Here is a 10,396-nt window from a genome sequence, read left to right as displayed (position 1 = left end):
AGGGGGTGGTTGGCGTGATCGGACAGCCTGGTGGCAGATATCGGCTATCGGCAAATTCCGCGCCCCACCGTGCCTGCGCATGAGGCTTGGACGACGCCCGCGGTGGGCCAATTCCGACACCGGCGGGCAGGCACCGCGCGGACAAATGAATGTCCATCCATTCATCATTCATTCGAAGGAGCAGCCCATGTCCAAGACGAACCCCAACACGCCCGACGAGCGTGGTTCGTTGCCTCCCCAGCACAACAAGGCCGGCCACCAGAGCCCGACACCGCGCAACGAGCCGCGCCGCACCACCGAGAGCCGCCACGACCGCGAAAGCCACGTCGGCGGCAGCAACCAGAGCCAATCGCGGCGTGGCGGCGCCGGCGGTTCCACGCATTGACGAGAGCGGCCTGAAGGCCGCCGAACTGCCCGAGCCGGCAACATGTCCCATCGCAACGAAGCCACGGCCGCGCTGAAGGCGCTCAGCGTGGCGACCGATGCCTGCCGCGAATGCCCGCTGGGCGCGCATGCGACCCAGTCGGTGTTCGGCGAAGGCCCGGTCGGCGCGGCGCTGATGGTGGTGGGCGAGCAGCCCGGCGACAAGGAAGACCTGGTCGGCCGCCCCTTCGTGGGCCCGGCCGGCAAGCTGTTCGACCGCGCAGTGGCCGAGCTCGGCTGGTCGCGCGAGAAGCTCTACGTGACCAATGCGGTGAAGCATTTCAAGTACGAGCCGCGCGGCAAGCGCCGCATGCACAAGACCCCGGGCCAGCGCGAAGTGGATGCCTGCCACCACTGGCTCGAAAGCGAGATGGAGCTCGTGCAGCCGCGCGCCTACATCGCGCTCGGCGGCACGGCTGCGCGCTCACTGCTCGGCCGGCCGGTCGCGGTGATGAAGGAGCGCGGCCAGTGGGTCGAGGATGCCGCAACAGGCCGCCGCGTGCTGGTCACGCTGCATCCCTCCGCCCTGCTGCGCGGCGATCCGCTGCAGCGCGAAGCGGCTTGGGAAGCCTGGCTCAAGGACCTGTCGATGGCTTCGGAGCTGATGAAGAAAGCCGGGGCCAGGCGCCCGGCCGAAAAACAGCCCGCCGCAAAAAAGCCGGCCGCAAGGCCCGCCGCAAGTCACGCGCGCCGCCGCGTGCGCATGGTGATGGAATAGCGCAGCGCCTCGGTCGGCGCGATGCTGTGCTGCCAGGCCCAGCGCGCTTCGCCGCGCAGCATGTAGATGGAGCGCGGCTCGATCAGCAGCTGCAGGCTCGCAGGTGCGCTGGCGCTGGCCGGCGGGTAGGGACGCAGCTGCATCACTGCGTCGCCCTGCAGCGAAACGCCCACGATGTCCTCGAAGTCCGGCACGTCGCGGTGCCAGCCGAGCGGCGTGCCGGGCCGGTATTCGGAGATCAGCATGTGGGCGAAATCCTCGGGCGCCATGCCCATCCACGCGGCCACCCGCGCACGCAGCGGATGAAGCGCGGGCGGCATGGCCGCGCCGGGACGCAGCCGCTTCTTGTCGAAGTCGTAGCTGCCGCCAAAGCTGATGCCGCGGCGGCGCGCGGTGTATTCCTTGTAGCGCATCTCGCGCAGCTCGAAGCCCTGCACGAGCCGCAGCAGCTCGGCTTCCTCGGCGCGCGTGAGGAATTCGCGCTCGTAGCGCAGGCCTTCGACGGCGGCCGCGGGCGCCTCGCCGAACAGGTCGGGCTCGTCAGCGAACTGGATGTGCCTGGCTGAGCGCATCGATGCTCTCTCCTTCGCCCACGTGTGCCGGGCCGCCCAGGCGCAGCTCCCACCAGGGCGGCAGCAGCTGCCGGATCTCGGCGCGCGCAAAGCGGTCGTCCAGCAGGTGCAGCACGCCGCTGTCCTGCTCGGTGCGGATGACGCGGCCGGCCGCCTGCACCACCTTTTGCAGGCCGGGATAGAGGTAGGTGTATTCGTAGCCCTTGCCGAAGCGCGCCTGCATGCGCTCGCGCGTGATCTCGTTGAGCGCGTTGTGCTGCGGCAGGCCCAGGCTCGCCACGAAGGCGCCGATCAGCCGGCTGCCGGGCAGGTCGATGCCTTCGCCGAACGCACCGCCGAGCACGGCAAAGCCGATGCCCCGGCCGCCCTCCTCGAAGCGTGCGAGAAAGCCGTGGCGGTCGGCCTCGGCCATGCCGCGCGTCTGGGCCCACACGGGCACGCCGGGGTGCCTGGCCAGGAAGGCCGCGCAGGCTTTTTCGAGGTAGTCGAAGCTGCTGAAGAACGCGAGGTAGTTGCCCGGCATGCGCTCGAACTGCTCGCCGATGATCCCGGCCACGCGAGCGAGCGAGCCCGCGCGGTCGCGAAAGCGGGTCGACACGTTCATGGCCACCTCCACGCGCAGCTGCTGGCTGCGGAATGGCGAGGCCACGTCGAGCAGCATCGTTTCCGGCGGCAAGCCGAGCGCGTCGCGGTAGAACTCGAACGGCGACAAGGTGCCCGAGAAGCAGGTGCACGATGCGGCGTCCGCGAAGCGCGGCTCGAGGAACGGCGCCGGCACCAGGTTGCGGATCGCGAGGCTGCGCTGCTGCTGGTCGTGCGCGGGGCCCAACGTGCGCTCGAAGACCGAATGGTCGTCGAAGGCGTCGGCCAGCCGGGCGAACTGCAGCGCATCGAAGAAGAAGCGCTGCAGCGGGCCCTGGGCCGCGTCGGGCGTGGCCGCGAAGTACTCGCCCATGGCCGTGTTGGCGGCCTGCAGCGTGCGCGCGAAGCGCTCGGGAATCTCGTCGGCGGTGTCGTAGGGCTCGGCCTGCGCCTGCTGCACCGTGTCCCATTCGCGGTACAGCCGGCCCAGCGCGCCGCGCACCGAGGCCGGCGCCACGCGGTGGGCCTCTTCGAGCGCGAGGCCGTCGAGCCGCGCCGTGTACATGCCGCGCGCGCGCTCCAGCAGGTTGTGCGCCTCGTCCACCAGCACCGCCGCGCGCCATTCGGCATCCTTCATGGTGGCGTAGAGAAAGGCGCTGCCGTCGAAGTAGTAGTTGTAGTCGCCCACGATCAGGTCGCACCAGTGCGCCATTTCCTGCGCGAGGAAATAGGGGCACACGCTGTGCGCCAACGCAATTCTTCGCAGCGCCGGCCGGTCGAGCCGGGCGGCCTGCGCGGCTTCTTCGCGCGCGGCGGGCAGGCGGTCGTAGAAGCCCTTGGCCAGCGGGCAGGCATCGCCGTTGCAGGCCCGGTCGGGGTATTCGCAGACCTTTTCGCGCGCGGTGAGTTCGAGCACCCGCAGCTGCGCGCAGTTCTTGCCCAGCACGCCGACGGCCTCCAGCGCCACGGCCCGGCCCGAGGTCTTGGCGGTGAGAAAGAAGATCTTGTCGATCTTGCGCGCGGCCCGCGCCTTCAGCAGCGGAAAGATGGTGGCCAGCGTCTTGCCGATGCCGGTGGGTGCCTGCGCCATCAGGCAGCGCGCGTTTACGGCGGCGCGGTAGACGGCTTCGGCCAGTTCGCGCTGGCCGGGCCGGAACGAGCCGTGCGGAAATTCAAGCCGGCCGAGCGCATGGCCGAGCGCCGCATGGTGCGCGGCCTCGCTCTGCGCCCAGGCGCTGTAGCGCTCGCACAGCAGTTCGAAATGCGCCTGCAGCGCGGCCCGCGTGTGCTGCTCTTCCAGCACGGTTTCGTCGCCGGTGCCGAGGTCCAGATAGACCAGCGCCACGGTGATGTGCTCGTAGCCGTGCACCTCGCAGAGCATCCAGCCGTAGCAGCGGGCCTGCGCCCAGTGCAGCGCCCGGTGGTTGCCGCGGATGGCGTCGAAGTCGCCGCGGAAGGTCTTGATCTCCTCGACGCGGGGTTCGCGCGGGTCGTGCCCGTCGGCACGGCCGCGCACCTGGAGCGCGCCGCAGCGGGAGACCAGCGGCACCTCGCTTTCATAGCCGTCGCCGCGCCGGCCCTGCACCAGCGCATGGCCGGCCATGCCTTCGAGCGCGCTGGGTGCAGGCACGAAGCGCAGGTCGAGGTCGCCGGCCTTGGCACCGAAGGCGCACAGGGCCTTGACGGAGACGGCGCGGGCATCGGGCGCGTCTTCGGTCGGCGGGGTGGAAAGGTCCGTGGTCACGGCTGATGCTGTATAAAACAACAGTATAGCGAGACCACCGCACCGGGGGCAAAGGCGGTATCGGGCCTTTCTCCGACACCCGGCGCTCCAGAATTCGGCAAAACTTCAAAAGTTTTGCTTACAAATCTTGTTCGAATGAAAACGCCGACCGCGATCGACCCCGACGACTTCGACCGCCAGCTGAGCCGCAATCTCAAGTGGCCGCTGCTGGGCGGGGTGATCGGCGCGCTGGTGTTCGTCAGCCTGATCGTGTTCCTGCTGTTCACCATCAGCCGGGTCGAGCAGAGCGACCGCGTGACGCGCAGCGCCAGCGAGCTGCAGGGCCGCAGCATCGACATGGAAACCGGCCTGCGCGGCTTCCTGATCACCGGCGATGAAAGCTCTCTCGAGCCCTACCACCGGGCGCTGCCAAGAATCAAGAGCGACACCGCCGCGCTTCGCGAGCTGGTGCTGGACAACCGGCAGCAGGCGCAGCGTGTCGAGCGCATCGCAGCGCTGCAGGAGGCCTGGAACGGGTTCGCAGAAGACCTGATCGCGCTGCGCCGCGCCGGCGGCAACTACCCGCAGGCGGTGCGCCAGGGCCGGGGCAAGCAGCTGCGCGACGACATGCGCTCTGAATTCACGGCCTTCATGGACACCGAGGAGGGCCTGCGCTACCAGCGCAACGAAGAGGTCAACCGCACGGCCTGGCTGGTGGTGGCCGTGTTCCTGCTGTTCACGCTGGTGTTCACCGGCATGGTGGCCTACTTCGGCCGCCGGCAGCTGGTGCGGCTTTCGGACAGCTACGACGCGGTGCTGCGGGACCAGGCCGAGCATGCCGAGCGGCTGGCGCAGCAAGCCTGGCTGCGCAGCGCGCAGACCGAACTGGTGGGCGAGCTGGTGGGCGAACTCAATGCCAACGACCTGGGCCGCAAGGTCCTGGCCTTCTTCTCACGCTACCTGGGCAGCGCGGTCGGCGCGCTGTACGTGCGCGAGCGGCAGGGCACGCTGCGCCGCGCCGCGAGCTACGGCTTCTCGATGGAAGCGGAGGCCTCGCCGCAGGTGTTCTCGCCGACCCAGAGCCTGGTTGGCCAGGCGGCGGCCGAACGGCGCCGCATGCTCGTGGAGCCGATCCAGGCCGACTACCTGAAGGTCAATTCGGGCCTGGGCGAAATGGCACCCACGGCCGTGCTGCTGGTGCCCGTGTCGAGCGACGGCGTGGTGAACGGCGTGGTCGAGCTCGGACTGCCGGCCGTGCCCGATACGCGGACCAACGAACTGCTCGACCTGGTGGCCGAGGACATCGGCGACTCGCTCGCGGCGGCGCGTTACCGCGAGCAGCTGCAGGACGCGCTGGCCGAAACGCAGCAGCTGAACGAGGAACTGCAGGTGCAGCAGGAAGAGCTGCGCACCGCCAACGAGGAGCTCGAGGAGCAGTCGCGTGCGCTGCGGGCTTCGCAGGCCATGCTGGAGAACCAGCAGGCCGAGCTGGAGCAGACCAACAGCCAGCTCTCCGAGCGCACCGAGGCGCTCGACCAGCGCAACGCCGCCCTGCGCCGCGTGCAGCGCGACCTGGAAGACCGCGCCGACGAATTGCAGCGCGCCAGCCGCTACAAGTCGGAGTTCCTGGCCAACATGTCGCACGAGCTGCGCACGCCGCTCAACAGCGCGCTGATCCTGGCCAAGCTGCTCGCCGACAACCCGCAGGGCAACCTGAGCCCCGAGCAGGTGAAGTTCGCGGAATCGATCTACGCGTCGGGCAACGACCTGCTGGTGCTGATCAACGACATCCTCGACATCTCCAAGGTCGAGGCCGGCAAGCTCGAAGTGGTGGTCGAGGAGGTGGCGCCGGGCAAGCTCGCGCAGAGCCTGGAGAGCACCTTCAGGCCGCTGGCCGCCGAGAAGCAGCTGGCCTTCCGCCTGGAAATGCAGCCCGGCACGCCCGCCACGCTGGCCACCGACCGCCACCGCGTCGAGCAGATCCTGAAGAACCTGCTCTCCAATGCGATCAAGTTCACCAACAGCGGCGAGGTGGCACTCACGGTCTCGGCGGCCGCGGACGGCGGCGCGGTCTTCGCGGTGAGCGATTCGGGCATCGGCATTGCCCCCGAGCAGCAGGAGCTGATCTTCGAAGCCTTCCAGCAAGCCGACGGCACCACCAGCCGCCGCTATGGCGGCACCGGCCTGGGGCTTTCCATTTCGCGCGACCTCACGCGCCTCCTGGGCGGCACGCTCACGCTGCAAAGCCAGCCCGGACAGGGCAGCACCTTCACGCTGCAGCTGCCGGCCGCGGCGCCGCAGGCCTTGCCACAGGCTTCGCAAAAGGCCTCGCAGCATGCAGCTCGGCCCCCTGCCGCGGCGCCCGCCAGGTCCGCAGCGGCGCGCGCGCCCTTCCCTGCTGCGCACGCCACGCCCGCGGCACCCTCGCCGCCGGCTGCCGTGCCGCCGCCCGCCTTTGCCGACGACCGCACGCTGCCGCCCGACCAGGTGCGCCGGGTGCTCGTGATCGAGGACGAGCCGCAGTTCGCGCACATCCTCTACGACCTGGCGCATGAGCTGGGCTACCGCTGCCTGGTGGCCCATGGCGCGGCCGACGGCTTCGAACTGGCGCACCAGTTCCTGCCCGATGCCATCCTGCTCGACATGCGCCTTCCCGACAGCACCGGGCTCGGCCTGCTGCAGCGCCTGAAGGATTCGCCGCAGACGCGCCACATCCCCATCCACGTGGTCTCGGCCGCCGACGACGCGCAGGCCGCCGCCCTGCACATGGGCGCCATCGGCTATGCGCAGAAGCCGGCCACGCGCGCCGAGCTGACGCAGGTGTTCGCCCGGCTCGAGGAAAAGCTCACGCAGAAGGTCAAGGCCGTGCTGCTGGTCGAGGACGATGCGCTGCAGCGCGAAAGCGTGATCCGGCTGATCGGCGACGAAGACATCGAGATCGCCGCCGTGGGCTCCGGCGAAGAGGCGCTCGAACTGCTGCGCAGGCGCGTGTTCGACTGCATGATCACCGACCTGCACCTGCCCGACATGCAGGGCAGCGAGCTGCTCAAGCGCATGGCGTCGGAGGAAATCGTCTCGTTCCCGCCGGTGATCGTCTACACCGGGCGCAACCTCACGCGCGGCGAGGAAGCCGAGCTGCAGCGCTATTCGCGCTCCATCATCATCAAGGGCGCGCGCTCGCCGGAACGCCTGCTCGACGAGGTCACGCTGTTCCTGCACAAGGTCGAGGCCGAGCTGTCCAGCGAGCGCCAGGGCATGCTGAAGGCGGCGCGCGGGCGCGACCGCATCTTCGAGGGCCGCACCATCCTTTTGGTGGACGACGACGTGCGCAACCTCTTCGCGCTCACGAGCGCGCTGGAGCAGCGCGGCGCCGCGGTCGAGATCGGCCGCAACGGCCGCGAGGCGCTCCAGAAGCTCGACCAGGCGCGCGAGATCGACCTGGTGCTGATGGACGTGATGATGCCGGAGATGGACGGCCTGGAGGCCACGCGCCGGCTGCGCGCGGACCCGCGCTTCGAGAAGCTGCCCGTGATCGCCATCACCGCCAAGGCCATGAAGGACGACCGCGAGCAGTGCCTGGCCGCGGGCGCCAGCGACTACCTGGCCAAGCCTGTGGACTTGGAGCGCCTGTTCTCGCTTCTGCGCGTGTGGATGCCCAAAATGGAGCGGCTGTGAACCCCAATGCCGCATCCCTGCCCCTGCCATCCGCGTTGAGCAACACGGAGATCGAGCTGCGGCTGCTGATGGAAGCCATCTACCTGCGCTACAGCTACGACTTCCGCAACTACACCGTGGCTTCGCAGAAGCGCCGCGTGCTGCACGCGCTCGCGCAGCTCGGGCTGCCGAGCATCTCGGCATTGCAGGAGAAGGTGCTGCGCGATCCGCTGCTGTTCGGCCGGCTGCTCGAATTCCTGACGATTCCCGTGAGCGAGATGTTCCGCGACCCGGCCTACTTTCTCGCGCTGCGCCGGCACGTGGTGCCGATCCTGCACACCTATGCGTCCCTCAAGGTGTGGGTGGCGGGCTGCAGCACCGGCGAGGAGGTCTTTTCGCTGGCGATCCTGCTGCGCGAGGAAGGCCTGCTCTCCCGCACGCAGATCTATGCCACCGACATCAACCCCGCTTCGCTCGAGAAGGCGCGCCAGGGCATCTTCCCGATCGAATCGATCCGCGGCTACACGGCCAACTACCAGCGCGCCGGCGGACGCAGTTCGTTCTCCGACTACTACACCGCGGCCTACGACGCCGCGCGCTTCGACCCGGCGCTGTGCGCCGACGTCATCTTTGCCGACCACAGCCTGGCCACCGACAGCGTCTTTGCCGAGACGCAGTTCGTGTCGTGCCGCAACGTGCTCATCTATTTCAACCGCGAGCTGCAGGACCGCGCGCTCGGCCTGTTCCACGAGTCGCTCTGCCACCGCGGCTTCCTGGGCCTGGGCGCGAAGGAGAGCATCGACTTCTCGAGCTATGCCGGGCGCTTCGACGCCCATTCGCAGCCGGAGCGCATCTACCGGAAGGCCACATGAAGCCGGATGCCCGCCCCTTCCCTGCGCGGCGCGTCGAGGCCGTGGTGGTCGGCGCGTCCGCGGGCGGCATCGAGGCGCTGCTGGCGCTCCTGCACGGCATTCCACCGCCGTGGCGGCTTCCGGTGGTGGTGGTCCTGCACCTGCCCGAAGGCCACCAGAGCCACCTGGCCGAGATCTTTGCCGAGCGGCTGCACATGCCGGTGCACGAGGCCGCCGACAAGATGCCGGTCGCGCCCGACAGCCTGTACTTCGCGCCGCCCGGCTATCACCTGTCGATCGAGCGCGACCGATGCTTTTCGCTCAGCTGCGAGCCGCCCGTGCACTTTTCGCGGCCATCGATCGACGTGCTGATGGCCTCGGCCGCCGACGCCTACGGCCCCGCGCTCGCCGGGTTCCTGCTCACGGGCGCGAACGACGACGGCGCCGAAGGCCTGTTGCGCATTCACATGGCCGGCGGCCTCACCGCCGTCCAGGACCCGGAGGAAGCCCAGATTCCCACCATGCCCAGGGCAGCCATTGCCCGCCATTCCCCCGATCACGTGCTTGCCCTGCGCGAGCTTCGCACATTGCTGCTGCAACTGGAGTCCGCCCATGCCCATTGACGTCGAAAGCAAGCTGCTGATCGTCGATGACCTGCCCGAAAACCTTCTTGCGCTCGAGGCCCTGATCCGCGGCCCGGGCCGTGCGGTGTACCGCGCCTCCTCGGCCGAGGAGGCGCTTGCGCTGCTGCTGGACCACGAATTCGCGCTGGCCATCCTCGACGTGCAGATGCCCGGCATGAACGGCTTCGAGCTGGCCGAGCTGATGCGCGGCACGGAGCGCACGCGGCACATCCCGATCATCTTCGTGACGGCCGCGGGCCGCGATTCGAACTACGCCTTCCAGGGCTACGAAAGCGGCGCGGTCGACTTCCTCTACAAGCCGCTCGATCCGCATGCCGTCACCGGCAAGGTCAACGTGTTCGTCGACCTGCATTGCCACCGCAAGGCGCTGCGGCACGAAATGAATGCGCTCGCGGTGGCCAACCAGAAGCAGGAAGAACTGGTCCAGCAGCTGCGCCACACGCAGGGCGAACTCGAACGCGCGGTGCGCATGCGCGACGACTTCATGTCGATGGTCTCGCACGAGCTGCGCACGCCGCTCAACACCCTGTACCTCGAAACGCAACTGCGCCAGGTCCAGGTGTCCAGGGGCAAGCTGGAGTCCTTTGCCGCGGATCGCCTGCCCGCGATGATCGAGCGCGACCAGCGGCAGATCCGCAACATGGTGCGGCTGATCGACGACATGCTCGATGTCACGCGCATGCGAAGGGACGCGCTGTCGATCCAGCCCAAGCCGGTCGACCTGGCCGCGCTCGCACGGGCCGTGGTGGAAGGCCTGAAGCAGCAGGCCGAGGCCGCGGGCTCTGTCATTGCATTGGAAGCGCCGGGCGAACTGCGCGGCGTGTGGGACGAGTTCCGCATCGAGCAGGTGCTGACCAACCTGCTGACCAATGCACTGCGCTACGGCGGCGGCAAGCCCGTGGAGATGATGCTGTGGGAACGTGACGGCACCGCGCACATCACCATGCGCGACCAGGGCATCGGCATTGCGCCCGAAGACCAGGAGCGCATCTTCGAGCAGTTCGAACGCACCGACGACAGCCGCAAGCACGCGCCCGGCCTGGGCCTCGGGCTCTACATCACGCGCAAGATCGTGGGCCTGCACGGGGGACGCATCGAGGTGGAGAGCCGGCCCGGCGAAGGCGCGCTGTTCCATGTCGAGCTGCCGCTGCAGGCTGCCGCCAAGACTGCGACGCAAGTGCGGGCGTAGGCGCCTTCCTACTGCACGGGAGGCGATTGGCCGGGATACT

At 69.0% G+C, this 10,396-nt stretch carries 8 protein-coding genes; 6 read left to right on the top strand and 2 right to left on the bottom strand.

The window, feature by feature from the left end:
• Positions 1-187: 187 nt before the first annotated feature.
• Positions 188-385, top strand: a complete 198-nt coding sequence (locus ACAM58_RS13505; RefSeq protein ID WP_012747911.1) for a hypothetical protein — start codon at positions 188-190, stop codon at positions 383-385.
• Positions 386-427: 42 nt separating this feature from the next.
• The gene (locus ACAM58_RS13500) at positions 428-1,141 is read left to right on the top strand and encodes a UdgX family uracil-DNA binding protein (RefSeq protein WP_369662984.1); all 714 of its coding nucleotides are present in this window, start codon (positions 428-430) and stop codon (positions 1,139-1,141) included.
• Here the strand turns inward: ACAM58_RS13500 and ACAM58_RS13495 are convergent.
• Positions 1,105-1,713, bottom strand: a complete 609-nt coding sequence (locus tag ACAM58_RS13495; RefSeq protein WP_369662983.1) for an alpha-ketoglutarate-dependent dioxygenase AlkB — start codon at positions 1,711-1,713, stop codon at positions 1,105-1,107. The two genes, ACAM58_RS13500 and ACAM58_RS13495, sit on opposite strands and share 37 nt — an antisense overlap.
• Positions 1,682-4,039: a helicase C-terminal domain-containing protein gene (locus ACAM58_RS13490; RefSeq protein ID WP_369662982.1), complete on the bottom strand. Its 2,358-nt coding sequence runs from the start codon at positions 4,037-4,039 to the stop codon at positions 1,682-1,684. Before ACAM58_RS13490 ends, ACAM58_RS13495 begins: the two co-directional genes overlap by 32 nt.
• A 135-nt stretch (positions 4,040-4,174) precedes the next feature.
• On the opposite strand from ACAM58_RS13490, the gene ACAM58_RS13485 reads away from it, so the two are divergent.
• The 4 genes from ACAM58_RS13485 to ACAM58_RS13470 are packed head-to-tail and all read left to right on the top strand — an operon-like array spanning position 4,175 to position 10,356.
• Positions 4,175-7,693: a response regulator gene (locus ACAM58_RS13485; protein ID WP_369662981.1), complete on the top strand. Its 3,519-nt coding sequence runs from the start codon at positions 4,175-4,177 to the stop codon at positions 7,691-7,693.
• Positions 7,690-8,544, top strand: coding sequence for a protein-glutamate O-methyltransferase CheR (locus ACAM58_RS13480; RefSeq protein ID WP_081247642.1), 855 nt, complete (start codon positions 7,690-7,692; stop codon positions 8,542-8,544). Before ACAM58_RS13485 ends, ACAM58_RS13480 begins: the two co-directional genes overlap by 4 nt.
• Positions 8,541-9,146, top strand: coding sequence for a chemotaxis protein CheB (locus tag ACAM58_RS13475; RefSeq protein WP_012747906.1), 606 nt, complete (start codon positions 8,541-8,543; stop codon positions 9,144-9,146). The genes ACAM58_RS13480 and ACAM58_RS13475 overlap by 4 nt, the downstream gene beginning before the upstream one ends.
• A complete protein-coding gene (locus ACAM58_RS13470; RefSeq protein WP_062366906.1) occupies positions 9,136-10,356 on the top strand; it encodes a hybrid sensor histidine kinase/response regulator in 1,221 nt (406 codons plus the stop codon). The genes ACAM58_RS13475 and ACAM58_RS13470 overlap by 11 nt, the downstream gene beginning before the upstream one ends.
• Positions 10,357-10,396: the final 40 nt, after the last annotated feature.

It is taken from the genome of Variovorax sp. V116 (assembly GCF_041154435.1).
Taxonomy (GTDB): domain Bacteria; phylum Pseudomonadota; class Gammaproteobacteria; order Burkholderiales; family Burkholderiaceae_C; genus Variovorax; species Variovorax paradoxus.
This window is presented reverse-complemented; position numbering and strand designations above follow the sequence as displayed.